This window comes from Rhodothermales bacterium (assembly GCA_040221055.1).
Classification (GTDB): Bacteria; Bacteroidota; Rhodothermia; order Rhodothermales; family UBA10348; genus 1-14-0-65-60-17.
In genome coordinates this window covers 42,844-62,972 of the sequence record JAVJVN010000022.1, presented here as the reverse complement: position 1 = coordinate 62,972, position 20,129 = coordinate 42,844, and the positions used below count along the sequence as shown (strand labels likewise).

At 62.1% G+C, this 20,129-nt stretch carries 18 protein-coding genes; 6 read left to right on the top strand and 12 right to left on the bottom strand.

All coding sequences use genetic code 11. The features are described from left to right. Positions 1-234: 234 nt before the first annotated feature. The 3 genes from RIE53_13945 to RIE53_13935 are packed head-to-tail and all read right to left on the bottom strand — an operon-like array spanning position 235 to position 1,871. Positions 235-489 carry an AtpZ/AtpI family protein gene (locus RIE53_13945; GenBank protein ID MEQ9105787.1) on the bottom strand — a complete coding sequence of 85 codons (255 nt, stop codon included), beginning with the start codon at positions 487-489 and terminating at the stop codon, positions 235-237. 3 nt (positions 490-492) lie between these two features. After that, positions 493-930 (bottom strand): polymer-forming cytoskeletal protein, encoded by a 438-nt coding sequence (locus RIE53_13940; protein MEQ9105786.1) that lies wholly within the window; start codon positions 928-930, stop codon positions 493-495. Positions 931-971: 41 nt separating this feature from the next. Continuing rightward, a complete protein-coding gene (locus RIE53_13935) occupies positions 972-1,871 on the bottom strand; it encodes a M23 family metallopeptidase (GenBank protein ID MEQ9105785.1) in 900 nt (299 codons plus the stop codon). A gap of 138 nt (positions 1,872-2,009) precedes the next feature. Between RIE53_13935 and rpsT the strand changes: the two genes are divergently transcribed. The 4 genes from rpsT to queG all read left to right on the top strand — a co-directional run bounded on the left by rpsT (position 2,010) and on the right by queG (position 5,699). After that, a complete protein-coding gene (rpsT, locus tag RIE53_13930) occupies positions 2,010-2,264 on the top strand; it encodes a 30S ribosomal protein S20 (protein MEQ9105784.1) in 255 nt (84 codons plus the stop codon). 120 nt (positions 2,265-2,384) lie between these two features. Continuing rightward, positions 2,385-3,320, top strand: a complete 936-nt coding sequence (locus RIE53_13925; GenBank protein MEQ9105783.1) for a PKD domain-containing protein — start codon at positions 2,385-2,387, stop codon at positions 3,318-3,320. 164 nt (positions 3,321-3,484) lie between these two features. Next, complete coding sequence (locus RIE53_13920) at positions 3,485-4,624, top strand: OmpA family protein (GenBank protein ID MEQ9105782.1); 1,140 nt, start codon at positions 3,485-3,487, stop codon at positions 4,622-4,624. A 43-nt stretch (positions 4,625-4,667) separates the two neighbouring features. Then, complete coding sequence (queG, locus tag RIE53_13915) at positions 4,668-5,699, top strand: tRNA epoxyqueuosine(34) reductase QueG (protein ID MEQ9105781.1); 1,032 nt, start codon at positions 4,668-4,670, stop codon at positions 5,697-5,699. Here the strand turns inward: queG and RIE53_13910 are convergent. The 8 genes from RIE53_13910 to dps form a co-directional block, all read right to left on the bottom strand. Then, entirely contained in the window at positions 5,593-7,908 is a 2,316-nt protein-coding gene (locus RIE53_13910; protein MEQ9105780.1) for an ATP-binding protein, read from the bottom strand. The genes queG and RIE53_13910 overlap by 107 nt on opposite strands. A gap of 211 nt (positions 7,909-8,119) precedes the next feature. Then, positions 8,120-9,646, bottom strand: a complete 1,527-nt coding sequence (gene lysS / locus RIE53_13905; protein ID MEQ9105779.1) for a lysine--tRNA ligase — start codon at positions 9,644-9,646, stop codon at positions 8,120-8,122. After that, entirely contained in the window at positions 9,646-10,386 is a 741-nt protein-coding gene (locus RIE53_13900) for a peptidylprolyl isomerase (protein MEQ9105778.1), read from the bottom strand. Before RIE53_13900 ends, lysS begins: the two co-directional genes overlap by 1 nt. Before the next feature lie 104 nt (positions 10,387-10,490). Further along, on the bottom strand, positions 10,491-10,940 hold the full coding sequence (locus RIE53_13895; GenBank protein MEQ9105777.1) for a hypothetical protein: 450 nt from the start codon (positions 10,938-10,940) through the stop codon (positions 10,491-10,493). Then, positions 10,933-11,769: a DUF2520 domain-containing protein gene (locus tag RIE53_13890; GenBank protein MEQ9105776.1), complete on the bottom strand. Its 837-nt coding sequence runs from the start codon at positions 11,767-11,769 to the stop codon at positions 10,933-10,935. The genes RIE53_13895 and RIE53_13890 overlap by 8 nt, the downstream gene beginning before the upstream one ends. A gap of 6 nt (positions 11,770-11,775) precedes the next feature. After that, positions 11,776-12,561 carry an AmmeMemoRadiSam system protein B gene (amrB, locus tag RIE53_13885; GenBank protein MEQ9105775.1) on the bottom strand — a complete coding sequence of 262 codons (786 nt, stop codon included), beginning with the start codon at positions 12,559-12,561 and terminating at the stop codon, positions 11,776-11,778. Between the two features lie 15 nt (positions 12,562-12,576). Next, the gene (locus RIE53_13880; protein MEQ9105774.1) at positions 12,577-14,919 is read right to left on the bottom strand and encodes a choice-of-anchor B family protein; all 2,343 of its coding nucleotides are present in this window, start codon (positions 14,917-14,919) and stop codon (positions 12,577-12,579) included. Positions 14,920-15,029: 110 nt separating this feature from the next. Continuing rightward, complete coding sequence (gene dps / locus RIE53_13875; protein MEQ9105773.1) at positions 15,030-15,530, bottom strand: DNA starvation/stationary phase protection protein Dps; 501 nt, start codon at positions 15,528-15,530, stop codon at positions 15,030-15,032. Positions 15,531-15,692: 162 nt separating this feature from the next. On the opposite strand from dps, the gene RIE53_13870 reads away from it, so the two are divergent. Both RIE53_13870 and RIE53_13865 read left to right on the top strand, forming a co-directional pair. Further along, the gene (locus tag RIE53_13870) at positions 15,693-16,361 is read left to right on the top strand and encodes a fibronectin type III domain-containing protein (protein ID MEQ9105772.1); all 669 of its coding nucleotides are present in this window, start codon (positions 15,693-15,695) and stop codon (positions 16,359-16,361) included. 23 nt (positions 16,362-16,384) lie between these two features. Next, positions 16,385-17,680 (top strand): cytochrome c peroxidase, encoded by a 1,296-nt coding sequence (locus RIE53_13865; GenBank protein ID MEQ9105771.1) that lies wholly within the window; start codon positions 16,385-16,387, stop codon positions 17,678-17,680. 35 nt (positions 17,681-17,715) lie between these two features. Here RIE53_13865 and RIE53_13860 read toward each other — a convergent pair whose 3' ends face one another. Continuing rightward, the gene (locus tag RIE53_13860) at positions 17,716-20,061 is read right to left on the bottom strand and encodes a choice-of-anchor B family protein (protein MEQ9105770.1); all 2,346 of its coding nucleotides are present in this window, start codon (positions 20,059-20,061) and stop codon (positions 17,716-17,718) included. Positions 20,062-20,129 lie beyond the last annotated feature (68 nt).

Sequence of the window (20,129 nt, the reverse complement as noted above, 5' to 3'; positions counted from 1 at the left end):
AACCGGAGTGTGGCCCAGCTGGATATTCCGTACAGACCGGCAATTGCCGTTCCGAGTATGATACTGACCCAGAATCCCGTCATGAGGACACTATTCCTGTGGTGGGCGGGGGACGCACGTTTTTTCAGGCCAGCAATCTACGGCGAACACCCCCCTCGGATCGCCCGGCAGGGGTGAAAAGAACGTGAATGGGCCCCGGGAAGGGGTGAAAAGAACGTGAACGCACGCGACGCATCAGTGGGCTGAGTGGTCGTCCGGCGAATCAGGTTCGTCGTTGAGCTGATTCATCTTCGCCAGGAGGCGCATCATCTGGAAGAAGAACGCCACCATGCCGATGCCGCCGCCGGCAATGGTCAGCCAGGGCGTGGTGTCCAGCCATCGGTCCAAGAGCCACCCTGCCAGCACCCATACTACCATGGTGCCGGCCAATTGGACGCCCAGACCCAGATAAGGGCCGGCATCCTTCATGCTGGATTGCCAGGACGGCACGGGTCAGCCCAGCCGGGACGCAGCAATGCGTTCCGGTGAGGTGGCACCTGCACCGTTGGGCGCCTTGGACTGGAGCGAAGCCGCCCGCTTCTCATCGAGCTGCCCCATGACGCACTGGCCATCGAACGAGGCGCCTTCTTCGACAATCAAGCGCGAGACATGGATGGTTCCTTCCACCTTCGCAGAGGACTTCAGGACCAACCGCCCCTTGATGCGTAGATCCCCCTTCACGGATCCGGCTACGTCCGCGTCGTCCGCATGCAGGTTGCCGTCCACCAGGCCTTCCGACGCCACGATGGCCTTGCCGCTCGCGTGCAGGGCCCCCTTGATGGTTCCGGAAATACGGATGTCGCTCTTGGTATGGATGGTCCCTTCGAACGTCGTCCCCGCGGTGATCAGGTTCACCTGGGGCGCGTTGGCGGGTTCAGCGTTTCGTGCCATGGTCTTGAATGGTTTGGGAATCGTGCAGGGTGCACCGGGAGTCAGACCCCCAGTAAATAATAACTGGGGTCCTGGGCCAGCCCGTTGTGCCACAGTTCAAAGTGGAGGTGCGGACCGGTCGTGATCTCGCCCGAATTGCCGCTCCGTGCAATGGCTTCGCGATCGCTTACCCGGTCGCCCACCCGCTTGAGCACCGCACTGTTGTGTTTGTAGACAGAAAGAAAGCCATCCGCGTGCTGGACCGCAATAACCTGACCGCCATCGTGGGTCCAATCCACCAGCACGACATACCCCTCGCCAATACTGCGCACCATACTGCCCTCCTCCACGGCCAGGTCAATGGCGAAGTGTCCGGTCCGGGCATCGTACCCGCGTGTCAGGACTCCCGTGACCGGTGGCAGTGCCGGCAGGGAGAGTGCGGAAAGCATGGACGGCCGACTTCCGGGGTCCGGGCTGTCCGCTACACGGCGTGTCCGCAAGGCCTGGAACGCGACCGCAGGTTGCTCATGATCGGCCCAATTGTCCGTGGCGAGCGGCTCGGAGAAACCGAAATCATTGGGAGGAGGCGTTTCCTCGTAGACCGTAGCCCGACGAGCCATGGTGGTATCGACCCGGCCCAGGATCATGTCCCGGAGCCGGTTGACGTATTCCTGCTGACGGGCCAGGGAATCGGCCATCGCCTGCAGGCGCATGTCATTCTGCACGGCATCCCGGTGGATGTCCACGGATGCGTAGCCCGGCAGCAGCCCCCGCACGGGCGTCAGTGTGATGAGGGCCACGAGGATTACGGAGCATGCAAGGACGGAAGCCCCGATGGCTCCGAGCAAGTGGGCGGGATTCATGCCGAACTGCGTCGGCGGCTCCAAATCGTCGCTGTCCATGACAATGACCGTCAAGGGACGGCCAATCCGACGTATGAATTCGCGTAGAAGGGAGAACATGCCGCTCGAAACAAGGGTTTTTCGGCGAACGGAATGACCTTCGGGCGGTTCCGCCACAATTGACCCCAAGGTCAAGAAGTCGTATTTTATTGGGCTGATTGAATATCAACCCGATTCCCACAGTCCCACGTCACTGTCATGCCCCAGCACAAGTCCGCCATCAAGCGCGTCCGCCAGAGCGAAGTCCGCCGCGAGCGCAACCGAATCCACCGCAGTCGCATGCGTACCATGATCAAGAAGCTTCGCGAAACGGAGAGCCCGGCCGAGGCGACGACGCTGTTGGTTTCTGTGAAGTCCTATCTGGACCGGATGGCCCGCAAAGGGATCATCCACAAGAATGCCGCCGCGAACAAGAAGAGCAGCCTGGACAAGTTCGTCAAGAGCCTCGCCTGAATTCAGTGCATGCGCAGGAACCGGAATTCCTTTTTTCCGGTATCTTGTCGCGTGCACGCGCCTGATGCCTTCCGCGGCATCGGTTTACCTCCCATCGATCCCATTCATCGGATTTCTGTCATGGCCAACAAATTTTCCTCTTCCACGCTCCTTCTGGCAGCACTGGTCGTCGGCGTTTTCATGACCGGCTGCAAGAGCGTACCGGTTGAAATCTCGGCACTCTCTGCACCCGATACCCTGAAGACGGGTACCGCCGGTACGTTCAGTGTAACCACGAACGAAGATGCCAAGCAGCCGGTCACGGTCAGCTGGGCCTTCGGTGACAATGCAACGGCTGCCGGAGCCAGCACGCAGCATGCGTTCAATGCGGCCGGCACGTACAATGTGTCTGCCACGGCCACGAATCGCAAGGGCAAATCGAGTGATGTCGCTACGGCCCGCGTCGTGGTTGCCGACATGAATCCGGCCGCCATCACCGGCATGCGTGCCAGCAACATGAGCCCCGACACGGAAACGAGCGTAACGTTCTCGGCCACCACCACGGGCGATGCCCCGGTCAGCTACAGCTGGTCCATGGGCGATGGCACGACCAGCACGGCCATGTCCCCGAGCCACACGTTCCGCAGCCCGGGCACCTACACGGTATCGCTGGAAGTTTCGAATGCCTACGGCACGGATTCCCGCACCATGTCCCTGTCTGTCGCCATGTACGAGGCCGCCATCTGCCGTGAAGTCACGGAGCTCAGCCCGGCGCTGTTCGCCAGCAACTCGAGCGTCCTTACGGATGAGGCACGCGCCGCGCTGTCCGACAACCTGGAAATCCTGAACGAGTGCCCGAACATGAACGTTCGCCTGGAGGGCGTCGCCGCCCCTGGTGAGCGTCGTGCACAGGAACTCTCCGAAGACCGTGCCCGTGCCGTTGAGCAGTTCTACGCCGGAAACGGTGTCTCCGCCAACCGCATGGTCACCATCGGCCAGGGCCGCGCAGAAGGCGTGACGAGCAAGAAGGAAGGCCTCGCGCAGTACCGTCGCGTGGACACGATCATCGTTCGGTAAGACGTGCCGAGGGACCCAGAACGATTCCCTTGATTCTTTGGAGGGGGCGGCCTGCGGCCGCCCCCTCTTTTTTTTGCCCTCAGAAGCGAGGCGGTCATCGACCTCCGTGGACAGAAACCGCGCAGCCGACTTGAGTAATGGCAAAAGCGGACGATATCCGAAGCATGAAACACCTCTGGACCATAGGCCTGGCAGGCTTGATCGCCCTCTTGGCACTCGCGCCCACGGAACCCGTACGCGCGCAGAGCAACCAATTCCGCGATTCGCGGGCCCACCTCGGTGTGGCCGCCGGCCTGTTCACGTTCCATGGTCCCATCGATCTTCGCCGGCCCCGCAGCCGCAGCAATTTCGTCCGGGAGCACGACCCCGCCCTCGTTTTCCTGGGCTCCTTCCCCATTACCACGGACCGGTTCTTTTTCCGGGGCATGGTCCTGTTCACCAATTTTGACACCCGGGATGGCAAGAAGCTGGTCGGAGAAGACGGCCTGAACGAATTCCTGACACAGGACATTCTGCTGTTTGAATCGGAAATCGTGATGACGCTCCGGAAAGGCTCCAAAAGCCGCGTCCTTCCGTACATCTTCACCGGGTTCGGCGGCACGCTGGCCGATACGTTCGGTTCGACAAAGAACGCTGTTGACCTTCCGGGCATCGGCGTCCCCGGCCCGGAACGTTCGGTGTATCACATGCCGGTCGGCATCGGTATAGACGTCGCCTTCAACGGCTGCGTATCGGCCTTCGCCGAGGCGAGTTATCGCTGGGACATGAACTACGTCTTCCGCAACGAGAGCACGTATCATCCACACAACACATCGCTGGTCATGGGCGGACTGCGCGTGTGCGTGAACAATCCGTTCAAGAAAGGGGCCCCGCCGCCGCCCGCCGTGCCTCCGCCGCTGGATGTCCCGGCCTATACGCCACCGCTGCCCAGAACCGTGAAGGTGTGTACGCTGGTGGACCTGAACAGCATTTATTTCGCGTACCAGTCCACGGAACTGGACGAGGAGGCCCGTCGCCTGCTGGACGAGAACGTCGAGGCACTCCGGCTGAATCCCACGTGCTGTGTGACCATCACCGGATACACCGACTCCGATGCGGCCGATGTATATGCGCTCCGGATTGCCCGCCAACGCGCCGAGGTCGTCTACACGTACTACCTGAATGCCGGACTGAGCGCCGAGCGGTTTACCGTTAACGCCTCCAGGGACACCATCACCTGCCCCAAGGGCAAGGATGGCCAGGGTTGCCGGGACAACCGACGCGTGGACAGCTCGCCCTTCGATTGTTCGCGACTCCTGTTCTGAACCCCGTCCACGGTCCCGGGTTAAGGGCGTACACCTTCTCAACGTGTGCTACCCTGCAATGCCACCCGCCAATCCGGCTGCCATAAAATCCGCTCTCAAACAACACGCCGCACGCCTCGGATTCGAGGCATGTGGCGTGTCGCGTGCGGTCCGTCTGGACGACGAGGCACGCAGGCTCGATGCGTGGCTCCTGGAGGGACGCCATGCCAGCATGAACTGGATGACGGGACACTACGAAAAACGGATTGACCCCCGGCGTCTCGTCCACGGCGCACGATCCGTCATCTCGGTCCTGCATACGTATTACCAGGAAGAGGCCTCACCTCCCTCTGACCCGGCCCTGGGACGGATAAGCCGGTATGCCGTCGGAGAGGACTATCACATCGTGGTCAAGGACAGGCTCTACGAACTGTTCGAGTGCCTGCGTGAAGAGGCGGGACCGGTAGAAGGCCGGGCCTTCACCGACTCGGCACCGGTCATGGACAAGGCCTGGGCGCAACGGTCGGGACTGGGATGGATTGGCAAGCACACGAATCTGCTGCGCCGGGAGAGCGGCTCCTGGTTCTTCATAGGCGAACTGATCGTGGATCTGGACCTTCCCCCTGACGACCCGGCCACAGACTATTGCGGATCCTGTACGCGCTGCCTGGATGCCTGTCCGACGCAGGCCATCTACCGACCGTATGCCGTGGACGCCAATCGGTGCATTTCCTACACCACCATTGAGCACCGGGGAGATGACATTCCGTCCGACATCGCTGCCGGGCACGACAACTGGATTTTTGGATGCGACATCTGCCAGGAGGTCTGCCCGTGGAACAAGTTCCGCAAGGAAACCCGGGAATCACGCTACACCGTACGCCCCGGCACGACCACGACACCCCTCGACGAATGGGAAGAACTCGACCTGGAGACGTTCCGGGAACGGTTCAGGTACAGCCCGGTGAAGCGGGCCAAGCTGGACGGATTCAAGCGGAATGTCCGAATCGCTCAGGCCAACCGGGAGCGGCCGTCGACGTCCGGGCCGGACGATCGCCGTCCTCCTCCGCCTCCGCTTTCGGCAGACGGACAATGAACGTGGATCCTGCGCCCTTCTCGCTCTCGACCGAAATCCGCCCGCCCATGAGGGTCAGCAAGCGCTTGACGAGTGCCAGACCGAGACCGGTCCCCTCGAATCGCCGGTTTTTCCAGTCCTCTTCCTGGGAGAACGCATCGAAGAGTTCATCCCGGTAATCGTCGGAAATCCCGACGCCGGTATCGCGCAACCGGATTTCGATTTCACTGGACGCATCCAAGACTTCGAAAACGATTTCGCCCTCTTCGGTGAACTTGGCTGCATTGGACGCCAGGTTTTCGAAGACCTGCTCAATGCGCCGCGCATCTCCTGAAACCAGGTAGCGCGAGGCGTTCATTTCCAGGCGGAGATCCACGGGCCGATCGGCCACCAGCGGCTCCAGCCTGTCCGCAACGCGCTGCAGGATGGGGGCGATGTTCACGGATGTCTGCTGGACAGTGGTCTGCCCCATTTCAAGGTTCGACAATTCGAACAGGTCGTGGACGAGCGAAAGCAATTTCTGGGAGCGGTCCCCGATAGCGGCCACGAACTCGTGGATCTGCTCGGGCAGGTCCTCTCCCAACTCCTCTTCGAACTCCTCCATTTCACGCTGAAGCAATTGGGCAAACCCGTTCACCGCGCCGAGCGGCGTACGGATTTCATGGCTCATTGTAGCAATGAAGGAGGTCTTGGCGCGCGCGGCCAGTTCGGCCTCCCGCTTGGCCTGGACCAACACCATCTCGGCCGTTTTCTGCTCCGTCACATCGGCCAGCATACCGTTGATGGACAGATGCCCCGAAGCTTCCACCTGGGGCGTGGCATGCTCCCGCAGCCACCGGACCGATCCGTCTGTATGGTGGACACGATAGGTGATCCGGCTTTCATTCCCGGCAAGCAGGTTCTTGTTGTGGGCCCGGACCAGGGATGCGTCCTCGGGTACCACGATGGACGTCGTCCAATCCAATTGACCGGAAGTCAGCAGGGCCACGGAGCGTCCGGTCAGCTGCTCGATCTGGTGCGTTGCAAAATGATAGATGCGCTGTTCGTCCGGACTGAAGGAAAATCCGAAAAGGGCATCGTCGATCGCGTTGACCGACGTCCGATACCGGACGCCCACCTGGATCCATGAGTACAGGCTTTCGAACAGTCCGGCCAATTCGTCCAGGGATTGGGCCGTGGGCAGGGTCCGGTCAGGCGGCCATTCCAGGACAAGAACGCCTATCCAGGTCCCGTTGTCACGCACCGGAGCGGTCCAGGCCGGTGCGGCCGGTCGGGTGGGCGTTCCCATACCGCCCCGCTCCATGAAGGGAGCAACCGCTGCAGCCGACAGGGAATCCGTCCCGGCCGCCGAATGCCCCACCCGGACCAGGTCCTGGCCGCCGGGTGAACGCACATAGAGCACGGCAGACCGGAGTTCGAGTTCGGTTTCCAGGATCTGCAGGGCGCCGTCGCGGAACATCCATGGATCGGCGCACGATGTGGCGAGCTCACGGAGTGCATGACGGACCGCATCCGTACCGGGCCGGTCATCGGACGTATCCACAATCAGGACATCGTAGGCCCCTTCCGGATCCTGTACCACGTGCAGGATGCCGTGTCGTGCATCCCGGCCGTACCGGACCGCCGACTGGGCTGCCCCGTTTCCGGCGGCGACTTCCATCAACTCGGCGATTTTCCAACGATCCTCGCTGTGCAGGATCTCCGCAAGCGCGGGACGACCGAGCAAGGACGGTCCCTCCTCTCCCAGTGCGCGGGCTGCACCTTGATTCACGTAGGAGGCCAATCCCGACGCACCCAGCCGCATGGCCGGTCCCGGCAGGCGGTCCATGAGATCATGACGCCCGGGCTGTCCGGTTCGATTCGTTCGGGGAGACGGGTTCGGGAACGATGCGACGGACGGCTGGAGGTCGGCGCCCGACGGATGCGCTCCGCCGTGAGCGTAGCCGACTATGAACCATCCGTCTCCGCCCTCTTTGGCCATGGCCCTGAGGCGCAGGCCGTCCTGGGCAATGGGCAGGTCCGTGGGTTCGTCGGCTGGCAGGTCGGCCATGGCCAGACAAATCTCTGTCGGCAACGACGTCCCGGCCCGCCAATTCCAGGCCAGACGGGCCTGGGGGTTCAGGCTGATGACACGTCCGGAGGCGTCGGCTTCAACAAAAGCCAATTCCTGCTCCGGCTCGGACGGGCCGGCGGCATTCGAAACAAACGTAAGAAGAGCGTCCAGGGACATGAATGGCAACGGGGAATGGGTTGCCCGGACCTCTGCCAATACAGTGCCAAACCCGCAGGAGCGGACAGAAAAACCCGCAGGGAAACCTCATTTTTCCGGGCAAGCGCCATTCCAGCCCGTTGAGCCGTCTGAAGGCCCGCGAAACGGGGTCCGGCTGTCGTCTGTCCGAGTCCCAAATCGAGAACACCCCATGCGGACAACGCAGCGCAGGCTACTCGGCTGCGTCGGGCCGCAGCAACGGAAACAGGATGACATCCCGGATGGAGTCCTGACCGGTAAGCAGCATGGCCAGACGGTCCACGCCAATACCGAGTCCGGCTGTCGGAGGCATGCCGTATTCCAGCGCGCGGAGGTAGTCCTCATCCAGCTGCATGGCCTCTTTGTCTCCCCGGACGCCGAGCGCTACCTGATCCTCGAAACGACGGCGCTGATCGTCCGGGTCGTTCAACTCGGAAAACGCGTTGCAGAGCTCCTTCCCGTTGACGATCGCCTCGAATCGCTCGACGAGGCCCTCTTCCGTGCGATGGCGTTTGGCCAGCGGGCTGAGTTCGACCGGGTAGTCCGTAATGAACGTGGGCTGGATGAGATGCGGTTCCACGAAGGTGCCGAAGATCTCGTCTATGAGCTTCCCGGCTCCCATGGTGTCATCAATTTCGAGGCCGAGCGCACGGGCCGCCTCGGCAATATCCTCCCGGTCCTTGCCCCGGAGGTCATGCCCCGTCCGTTCCTGGATGGCATCCAGCAACGGGATCCGTTTCCAGGGACGCCGGAACGAGATCACATTTTCCCCGACCGGCACCTCGGTCGTTCCGTGCAGCAACTCCGCCAGGTGCTCAATCAATTCCTCCACCAACTCCATCATCCACCGGTAGTCCTTGTACGCTACGTACAGTTCCATCATGGTGAATTCGGGATTGTGGAACCGGGACAGGCCCTCATTCCGGAAATCCTTGGCGATCTCATAGACGCCTTCGAATCCGCCCACGATCAACCGCTTCAGATAAAGCTCATCGGCAATGCGCAGGAAGAGTGGCATGTCCAGCGCATTGTGGTGGGTCTTGAAGGGCCGGGCTGCCGCACCACCGTACATGGGCTGCAATGCGGGCGTTTCCACTTCAATGTATCCCTGCGCATCCAGGAACGCGCGCATCCCGGAAATGAGTCGGGCCCGCTGCCGGAATACATCCCGGACCTCGGGATTCACGATCAGGTCCACATACCGTTGTCGATACCGGAATTCCTTGTCGGTGACCTCATTGAAGACCTGCCCGTTGGTTTCCTTGACTACCGGCAAGGGCCGGAGCGATTTGGACAGCAGGCTGAGCGCTTCGGCATGGACCGACACCTCGCCCATCTTCGTCCGGAAGGCAAAGCCCTTCACACCGACAATGTCACCGATATCCAGGTGGCGCTTGAACACCTCGTTGTAGAACCCCTCCGGCAGGTCGTCCCGTCGGATGTATACCTGGATCTGTCCACGGTCATCCTGGATGTGCATGAACGCCGCCTTGCCCATGATGCGGCGCGACATGATCCTGCCGGCAATGGACACATCCATCCGCTCGCGCGGTGCCTGGTCGTCGGTCACCCCGTGCACGGCATCGTCGAACGTCTCAAGGATGTCCGTGGTATGATGCGACAGGTCCCAGGAGTACGCATACGGCTGGATGCCACCGTCTTCCAGGGCTTGTCTTGCGTCCCTGCGGATGCGTTCCTGCTCCGAGTACGTCCGTGCCATCAGTTGGAAGGGGTATAATCGGGCAGATGACGGACCGTCATTTCCACCTTCTCAACCGGCTGATCCTGCAGCGCCGGATGAACCTGGCGGCCAGCGGAACGGGCGGTCGCGGTCGTGGCCAGGGAGTCGAGGACGGCCATGCCTTCCACCACTTCTCCGAACACGGTGTACTGGGAATCCAGGAACGGGGTGCCACCAACGGTGGTGTAGGCCTCGACTGCGGCATCCGAGAAGGCGAACGTGGAGTCCATGGCTTGCATCTGGGCTTCCATCTGCCCGAGTGTGGCGCTGTCCGTCACCTGTCCGTGTACAATGTAGAACTGGGAGCCACTGGACGCGCGCGTGGGATTGACCTGGTCCCCCTGACGAGCGGCCGCGATGGCGCCCTTCTTGTGGAAATACTCCGTGTTGAATTCAGCGGGAATGGTATATCCCGGGCCACCGGCACCATCATTCATGGGGTCGTCATCCTTGGAGTTCGGGTCCCCGCCCTGCGCCATGAATCCGGCAATCACGCGATGGAACGTGGTACCATCATAGAATCCTTCCTCGACCAGCTTGCGGAAGTTGTCGCGATGCTGCGGTGTGGCATCGTACAAACCGATGGTCATGGTCCCGAAACGGGTTTCGATTTCGTAATAGTCAGTCATGGTGCTTTCCGGTGCGACATCGGCCTTCGAACAGCCCGAAACCAACAGGATGGTGGCGAAAACCAGGGGTGCGAGTCGAAGCTGGCGCATGGTATTGGATGATGATTTTGTCTTGGGTGCAATTCCACAGAATCGGGCGCAGCGAGGTAAAAACCCATACCGACCACCCGTTTTCATGATTTCCTGTTCTGCTCTCAGGTATCCAGGAAGTTCTTCGATTCGGCCAGCAGGATGTTGTAGTGGTCGCGAAGGACCCGGACGGCCTGGGCCGCCATGTTCCGCAGATTGGCCCGCTTCTCCTGGCGGGCCACCACCACCGATAGCTGTTCCGCCGAGTCCTCCACCAGGTGCATGGCCTCGGACAGGGCATACCACCAGGACGTTTCAGACACGGTTTGATGCGGCATGCGGGGACCACCCGGGACCCAGGGTGCCAGCACGTCTATCATGTCACGGAGCTCGGCACTCATGCCTCGAAGGCGGTCACGCTGTGCGAGGGAAATGGCGGCCGTCGCAGCCATGGATTCCGCCGCGAGGACCTTCATGAGCACCTGCATGATGACGGCACAGACGGAATGGAAGGATGCATCCCGGCGCTCCACTTTCTCTATGATGTCCGTCAGACGATGTGCGGCGTCAGTCATCCGATGCCAGGAAGGAGTGAATGAGGTCCAACAGTTCGACGGCCCGACCCACGGAGAGGTGTCCGGCCCTCTGGGCCAAGTGTACGGTTTCCACAGCCAGCACGCCATACAGGGGCAAGAGATGGGGACTTGCCTGGGACAGCGCGTGCATCTGTCGCTCCACGGTCTTCATGTCTCCGCGACTCACCGGGCCCGAGAGCGCGGCTTCAGGCCCCATGGCCAGCGTATTGGCAACGGATTTCTGCACGAGCGGGCCCAGGGCACGTGCAAAATCGGCTTGGCCGGCCGTGCCTGACTCCCATACGTCCCCGGCCGCCGCCAACAACGCAATGGCGAAGTTGCCGGCCATCACCGATGCCGTGTGATACAGGATTTTCTGATCGGATGTCAGCAGGACGGGCTCCGCAAGGAGCGCACCCGCCAGATGCACGCCCATCTCCACTGCGCCACGCGAGCCTTCAATGCCGACCGCAATGCCTTTGAACAAGGCCAGGGCATCCTCCTCGCCCGCGCGATAGACGGTTCCGGCCGGAAACGTCTGGACCGGATGGAATGACCCGGTGTCGGCACCCCGGTCGGCAAGACTGGAAAGAACGCCTGCATCGTGGGCGCCGGAGGTATGAAGCACGGTGCGGCCCGTCCAATCGGCCTTCGGAGAAGCGAGCCGCTCCGCTACGGCCTGGATGGCATCGTCCGGTACGCAAAGGAACAGCACATCGGAGTCGGCCGGATCGGGCGTCTGCTCAAGACCCCGTTCTTCCAACGCTGCTGCAAGCCGGGACCCGAGCGCACCCGATCCGACCAATGCAAAGCGTTGCAGACTCTCCATGGCGACTCAGCGCCTGCCTATCAGGACTCCGGCAAATCCAGGTCGCTCGGAATCGGGGGCATGCAGGTTGGCAATACGGACGGCGTTGGCACGGCGGTGTACGGTAGCCATGACGGCCGTCAGAACGGCTCCTTTTCCGCGGACCACGATGTCGGACTCCCGGTTCAGGACCCGGTGCAGCGCATCCACATCCAGGGACTCCAACGCCTTCCGGAACGCCTTAAGCCCATCTTCCGTCGCCGACTCGATATCCGCACACGCCACGACCAGGGTGGGCCGATTGAACATGATCTCTCCGACGGCATTGCCCAGTTCCTTGCAGAAGTCCAGGGACTCAGACCCCATGACCAGGGGAACGACCTTGAAATCCGACAACACGGACTGCAGGAACGGCAACTGGACATCCATTCCGGTTTGATGGAAGTGACCGGTGTCATCAATGAAGATGTCGTCATCTTCGTCACAGAGCTCGTTCCGGACCTTTTCGTCCACCGCCACACTGCCCAGCGGGCTTCGGTAGTCATCCAGACTGCAAATACCGATCCTCCGGAAGTCCTGGATATGCCGCGGGCTCGGAGCAATGACAATGACGGTTTCGACATCCAGGTCACGGATGGCGGCATAGACGTCGGCCGACACCGGTCCTCCCTGGACCAGGTTGGCGTCCGGAACCACGATGGCACTGACCCTGAAGTCCAGGTCAATCGGTGAGGCTTCCGCCAGCAGGGATTGTACCTGGGCGTGGAGTGGGGCTTCCTGCGTCGCGTATTCGGACGCTACATGTGGCTGCATGCGTTTCGTGGTTGGTTACAGGTCCAGCTGCCGGGATCGAAGGACGAAAACGCCCTCCCGACGGCTGGTGACCAGGATGTTGCCGGACTTGAAATACGGATACGAACTCCACGTTCCATCAAACCCGGCGACATTCCGGTTTTTGGGCGTCGTATCGAAAAAGCCGAATTCGACCGGATTCGTCCGATCGCGGATGTCTATGACGCGCAAGCCGCTGGCGTTGTTGGTCTGGTACATGAAGTCTCCATCGACATAGAGGTTGTGATCGGTCGAGTTGGAGTCCCCGAAATACTCGGCAATCATCTCCGGCTCGTCCAGATCGGTCAGGTCCCAGATCATGGTCCGCGTCCGATCGGTCAGGCCGTTCAATTCGTCGGCCTCATCATTCTGGTAGAAATAGCGGTGATCGTCCGTGAACCAACCCTGATGAACGTACGCCGAGTTTGGATAGGTGCCCTGCGAAATGGCAATCGGATTGTCCTTGTCGGATACATCAGCCACGGAGATGGCCGTACCGTTCGAACCGATGCAGATCTCCTTTCCACGGTGATCGGTGTCCGGTCCGTTGTACGTGACACACTGGGCATCGTGGGTGGCGCCTGAGCCGTTGTTGCCCGTCTTCGAGTCGTTGAAACAGCCCATGAACGTCGGATTCCGCGGATCTTGGACATTGATCATGTGCAGTCCTCCCCCACAGGTCGTGCCACCGGAGCTGTTGCCGACGGTGTAGGCGTATCCGGTGTTCTCATTGATGACAATATTGTGGGAACTGGCAATTTCCGTGTACAGCACATCCGGCTCGTAATACTGGTACTCGCCCGGCCAGTCCAGCAGGCGCCGGAGGTCAAAGACCTGCATGCCGTGTTCACCCGATCCGTCGGCCACGACGAAGACATGATCCTTGTACACTTTCATATCGCGGTGGGTGGATCCGGGAGATCCAGGGGTCCGCGTCATTTCACCTAGTACAATGGGTCGCTGCGGATCCGTTACGTCAACGAAAACCGACCCTTCCATGTGACCGATGATCCCGATTTCTTTTCCGGTCTCCGGATCGGTCCACCCCCAGACATCGTTCAGCCGGACGCCCCGGTTCATGCGCATGTCGGAAAGCGGAATGAACGAGACCAAGTCCACGTTCTGGCACGCATGCCCGTTCGCTTCACCGTCCTCGCACTCCACCATGCCGCTCGCCAGGCGCTCCATGGAGGGTACGGGCCGGCTGTACACGCCCACCTTGGACCATCCGGCATCGCCCCGCTCGAACAGGGTGATGGCTCCCAGCCCATAATCGTCACCCGGCATACCCGATGCCAGGAAGGTGGCATTCGCGGCCATGGCGGCCCCGAACTGGGATCGCCCGCTCGGCGCATCGCTGGGCACGGTTCCCAGGGGGCGGAGCGTGGACCCGGCGAACCGGTGCACGACGCCCGAGGTCCCGTCCAACGGCGCGGCGATGAGCACTTCATCCCCCGAAACCGCAACCGAGGCACCGAACATGCGGGGGCTTTCTGAATCCCCGGATGGGGCCAGGACACCTTCGAGCGACACGCGTCCCTCCGTCAAGTTGAATACGTGGACGGCACCGGTTCCCCGGTCGGCCCGTGGGTTGGATGAGAAGAGGCGATCTCCCACAACGGTCAGGGCTCCGCCCAGACGCGTTCCCTCGGAGGCATCGGACAGCACGGTCTCACCGACCGGGCTGAAGCCGTTCGTGATATCGAATTGCTGGATCCGTCCGCGATTGGATTCGTGGCCCGGCGAACCGACCAGCAAATGCTTGCCCCGGACGCCCAGTCCCGTACCGAATTGATCCGTTCCGGCCAGCGTGGTCACGTGCGCAAACCCGTCGCCCAATCTATGGACGTGGACTGCTCCGTTCCTGCCGTCGGCCGACGGCGCACCGATGAACAGGTATCCCCCGCCTATGCTCAACGATCCCGCGAAACCACTGGCCAGATCGCCGGGTGTACCGTCGACCCGACCGGCATGCTCCCACCGACCGTCGGCACCTGATTGGAATACATGGACGGCTCCTGCACCGTCGCCCGCAGACGGGGCTGCAACCGCGAGCCAGCCATCCGCATAGGCAAAGGCCGAACCGAAGCCGTCCCCGACGGCTGCGTCAGGGGCGGTCAGGGTCTGGATGATGTTCCAGGACTGCCGCCCGTTGTCGGCCAGGACATGCACCATTCCGGGATCCGAAAATCCGGCCGGCTCGCCGACTACCAACTGGTTGTCAACGAAGAGCAGGGCGCCGCCGTAGCGGTCCCGCATGTCGTTTTCCAGGGAAGTCGGCAGAAAGAGGATAGCCAGCAGGAGCAGGCTGAGCGACGAGGTTCGGAGTGTCAAAGGCATGGTTCTCAGGTGTGATTGGGCGATGACTCACGCCTTCAATGTAGCAACCCTGCAATACATTCGGGAAGAAATGCGATTGCGCGTCCGGTTCGCGACCCGCGGCGATCGATTCAGCCCTGCAGATGGGCCTCCAGGAACCACAGGCTCTTGTCCAGTCCACGGGCGACTTCCGTCAGCACGTCCGTTGTGACTTCGTCACCGGATTCCGAGGCCTTGTCGATGGCCGAACGGGTGAAGGCCGCCACGTACGAAAACCGGTCGGCGACGGCCTCGACGATCGTGGGTCCGTCCGTCAACTCCAACGGCCAGTCCACCAGACGGCTGTTTCCGGCCGCCATACGGGTCGTGCCTTCGGCCCGATAGCCGAGCGCACCTATCCGCTCCGCGACGGTATCCACCGGTTCGGTCAGCTGCTCCGCCAGGGTGTCGAAAAGTTCGTGGTAGGCTATGAAGTGTGGGCCTCGCACATTCCAATGGGCCTGCTTCGTCTGGCTGCGAAGGTCTATCAAGTCGGCCAGGTGTTGGTTCAAAAGCGCCGCCATGGGTTCACGGATGGATTCATCCAGATCCATGCGGGTTTCAAATGCGGTCATTGTATTCTGGTCAGTCATTATGACGCTGGAAAAGTTCATTTTTTATCGTTTTTCGCACCTTTTACTACCGTCCCCGCCGGCGCGTGTTCTTGTCATTACAAGTATTCAACGGGGTTTCATCTGCCGGGGATTTCCCGACAGAACAGCATGCCGGGATACCGTAGATTCAGGCATATGAACGTGTTTCGATCCCTGTACTTCGCGCTTGTCGGGTTGCTGGTCCTGTCCGGATGCGACACGGCCCCCACGCCGGTCACCACCGAAGTGGGTCTGGCCGTACCGGGTGTCATCTACCCGCAGGACGGCATGGCCAATGCGCCGACAACGGCCGTTCTCACGTGGCGCGCCGTGGAACACGCCTTTGCCTATGATGTGGAGTGGGGATGGTCGCGGGAGACCGTGGATACCCACTCCGCGCGTGCGACCGGGCTCACACACCTGCTTTCGGATTTGACCCCAGGAACGGAGGTCTACTGGCGCGTCCGTTCCGTTCGTGGTGCAGATACCGGCCCGTGGACGACGGTCCTCCGGTTCACGGCGCTCACGGCCCCGCATCCCGTGGCGAGTCCGGCCCAGACCGACCCGCCGAACGGCATCGAAAACATGCCGGCATGGGCCATCCTTGAATGGGATCCGGTTCCCGGTGCCTTGTCGTATCATGTCCTGGCCACCATCGACGAAGACATGCGGCTGTACCAGGCCAATCTGGAGGGGATAGAGGACACACAGCTTTTTCTGCCGTCCCTCATCTACACCTATCCCTACTGGTGGAAGGTTCGTGCCCTCGGCCCTGACGGGTACGGCCCATGGTCGCCGGTCTGGATATTTACCGTACGCGACGAGCCATGACCCGGATGTCCAGCCATTGGGCCATGAACGCTGTCCTTGGCGCGATCGTGTGCGTCGGTCTGAGTGCCTGCTCCCAACCTGACCCGGTGGACGAAACCGCGCTCGACCTTGCCCTGGAGTCCCTGGTCACCGCGAATGGTCAGCGTCCGGTCTCTACGTTCATATTGCCGGACGACGGCGACCTCGCCACGCTGCCGCAGGATCCCCGCAATCCATTGACTCCCGGGAAGGTGGCCCTGGGCCAGTTGCTGTTCCACGAGACGGCACTGGCGACCCGACCACGCCAGGCTGCCGGTCTGGGCACCTACAGTTGTGCAACGTGCCACCATGCCGATGCGGGGTTCCAGGCCGGTGCCCAGCGGGCCATTTCCGAGGGCGGACTCGGATGGGGCGCCAGTCGCCGACCCAATCCCGCCTGGCCCATCGAGGACGTGGACATGCTGCCCATCCGGTCACCATCCGCGCTCAACAGCGCGTGGCAACGAGTCACCATGTGGAGCGGAAACCTGGGCGCCAACGGGCCCAATGCATTCGTCACGACGGCATGGCCGGAAGGCAGTCCGGAGCGCGTGAACGACCTGGGATACGACGGCCTGGAAACGCAGGCGATTGCGGCACTGTCCGTTCACCGGATGGACAACCTGGACAACACCATTCTTGAGTCCAATGCCACCTATGCGGCCATGTGGGACGCCGTTTGGCCGGGAGAACCCGTTTCCCTGGAGCGCATGGGCCTGGCCATCGCCGCATACGAACGCACCCTGCTGGCCAATCGGGCGCCGTTCCAGCGATGGCTGCGGGGCGATTTCGGAGCCATGTCCATCACAGAAAAAGAGGGGGCCATCCTGTTTTTCGGAAAGGCCAAGTGTTCGGATTGCCACACGGGGCCGGCGCTGAACCAGATGGCGTTCTACGCGCTGGGCATGCCCGACATGCCGGGTGTCACGCTGGACTCGCAGACCGCCGCGGGACGGGGAGGCTTCACGGGCCTGGAGCCGGACCGGCACACGTTCAAAGTCCCCCAACTCTACAATCTGGCCGATTCGCCGTTCCTGGGTCACGGCGGTACGTTCAACTCCATCCGGGAGGTCGTGGAGTACTACAATGCGGGCATTCCGGCCGTGACCCTGCCCGCTGACCGGGTCACGTCCCAGTTCCACCCGCTCTCCCTGACGGAACGTGAAATGGACCACCTGGTCGCATTCCTGGAGCATGCGCTCCGGGACCCCGACCTCCACCGCTACGTGCCATCCGCATTGCCCAGCGGGAATTGTTTTCCGGCCAACGATCCGGAAGCCCGGCTGGCGCTGGGGTGTTAGGGCGCTGGATGTCAGGCGGCTGGGGAGCTGACTCTTTACAGGTCCACCTGCCGTTTCTTCAGGAAGAACACCCCTTCCCGGCCTGATGAAACCACGATCACCCCGCTCTTGAAGTACGGGTAATTGCTCCATGCGCCCAATACCGGGGAATTGTCGTTCGGACCGTAGGGCACGGTATCGAACGAACCCACGAGGACCGGATTCTCTGGATCGCTGACATCCAGCAGACGCAATCCCGCCACGTAATTCGTCTGGTACATGATGTTGTCGCGCACATACAGATTGTGGTCGATCGCATTGTCCGGTGCGTAATATTCTCCGGAAATGGTCGGCTCGTCCAGGTCCGCGAGGTCCAGGATGAGGGTCCGCGTGGCCTCGACGAGACCCGAGGCCTCATCCCCCTCATCATTCAGGTAGAAATACCGATGGTCTTCCGTCAGCCATCCCTGGTGGGCATAGGCCACGGCCGGGTATTCGGCCACGGATACGGCCACCGGGTTGGCCTTGTCCGTCACATCGGCAATCGACAGCCCTGTTCCGTTCGAACTCAGGCAGATCTCACGTCCGGTATAGTCGGCGTCGGGTCCCCGGTAGATGACGCATTGCGCATCGTGGGTCGTTCCCGATCCACCCCGTCCCGTGCGCGGGTCATTGAAGCAGCCCGCAAAGGTGGGGTTCAGCGGATCGGACAGGTCCATCATGTGCAGCGCCCCGCCGCAGGCCTCGCCCCCGGAGTCGGACCCGACGGCATAGGCGAACCCGGACTCCTCGTTGATCACGATGTTGTGCGAACTGTACACGCCCTTGTAGATGTTCGATTCAGTAAACGTAAACGGTGCCTGGGACATATCCAGATCCCGCAGCTGGGTCAAATCGAAAATCTGCACATGATGCGCTCCGGCCCCGTCGGCCACCACGTACATATGGTCCCGGTACGTCTTGACGTCCCGCCACAGGCTCTGGTTGGCGGTGGCGGTCATGGGCAGATCGCCCACGTACACGGGATGCTCGGCGTCCGTCAGGTCGATGATGGACGTCCCGTCGGTTCGCCCCACCAGGGCATACTCCCGTCCGGTCTCTTCGTCCGTCCAGCCCCATACATCCGACATCTGGATGCCCCGCTTCGCCCCCACGTCCGACCGCGACAGGAACGACACCAGGTCGACGTCCGAACACGGGAATCCGGCGGCCGCCTCCTCTGCACATTCCACGGGTGCTCCCGTGATGGAGGCGAATACGCCCGAGTCGCTGTAGACCTTCTCGCCTTCCTGCCACGCACCGCTCTCCACCTCCCGGTACATCGTGAAGGCCACGCCCTCGAAATTGTCATGTCCGGGCGCTCCGACCACGGCGACACCGCCGTTCAACGCAATGGCCGAACCGAAACCGGACCGGAATTGGAGGTACTGCGGCGTAAACAGGGACCAATCGGCCCCATGGAACGCATGCACCGCGCCGGCCTGCCGGTTCGCGCCGGACGCGCCCACCAGGAGTACGTCGCCGTCAAGGGCCAGGGCCTGTCCGAACAGATCATTCGGCTCGGCGATGGGGGCCTGGTAGACCCGGTCGGCGGACATGTCCTCCAGGAGATACGACACGACCGTGCCCCGACGTCCATTCGCGCCGGGAGAACCCACGAACAGCCGCTCCCCGCTCGCGGCCAACGATGCGCCGAACTGGTCGCCCGCTGTGGGCGACACGGCGGTGAGCACCGGCTCCGGCACCCAGCCGTCCGACCCGGCCAGGAATCCATACACACGGCCTTCTCCGGATTGGGCATCCGGAGCGCCCACATAGAGCCGGTCGCCCGTCAGGGCCAGGGCGTCCCCGAACCGGTCTCCACCGGAGCGGTCATGGCCCGTCACGTCACCGAAAGGCAGCCATTCGTCGCCGTCCAACCGGTACGCGTGAACCGTCGCCTCGGCCGTGACAATCAGGTTGGCGCCATCCAGCAATACCTTCGAACCGAACCCCGGCGCATCGTGCCCGAGTCGGAGAGCTTCCTGCCAGGAACCGTCTGCCTGTCTGCGATAGACATGGACCAACATGGCTTCCGGCGCGCCCACGGCCAGCCACGCGCCGCGGGCGGATACCGCCATGCCGAATCCATCGGCCGAATCGTTCACGTCCCGACCGGCCAACGGCTCTCCTTCCTGCCACGCCCCGTCCCCCATCCGTTCGTATACGTAGACTTTGCCGGGCTGGAGCAGATTCCGTCCCTCTCCCACGAACAGGTTGTCGCCGCTCATGGCAACCGAGGACCCGAACTGGGGACCGAGTTGGGCCCGTACGTCGAGGATGGGAAGGGCGGCCAGCACGGCGAGGATGGCAAACGGGACGACGGGAATGCCGCCGGAGAGGCGGGAGAAGGGCAGGTTCATGGTCGTGACGATCGGGTGGATGATTCCGCATTCTACCCGATGGGCACCATTTTAGCAAGCATACGGTC